Origin of the sequence: Streptomyces oceani (assembly GCF_001751245.1) — a bacterium.
Classification (GTDB): Bacteria; Actinomycetota; Actinomycetes; order Streptomycetales; family Streptomycetaceae; genus Streptomyces; species Streptomyces oceani.
Genome location: NZ_LJGU01000011.1, coordinates 1 through 212 on the forward strand (window position 1 = coordinate 1; position 212 = coordinate 212).

At 67.5% G+C, this 212-nt stretch carries 1 protein-coding gene; it reads right to left on the minus strand.

Annotated features, from left to right (window positions below; all coding sequences use genetic code 11):
- Nucleotides 1-212 (minus strand): ketoacyl-synthetase C-terminal extension domain-containing protein (locus tag AN216_RS00055; RefSeq protein WP_139140793.1); only part of this gene is annotated, 212 nt, incomplete at both ends.

A 212-nucleotide genomic window follows, 5' to 3' on the forward strand; every position in this document is an offset into this window, starting at 1 on the left:
GCCTCCTCCAACACCACATGCGCGTTCGTACCGCTCACCCCGAACGAGGACACACCCGCCCGCCGCGGACGATCACCGCGCTCCCACTCCCGCGCCTGCGCCAACAACTCCACCCCACCCAACGACCAGTCCACATGCGGCGACGGCTCCTCCGCGTGCAACGACCGCGGCAACAGATCATGCTGGAACGCCTGCACCATCTTCATCAGCCC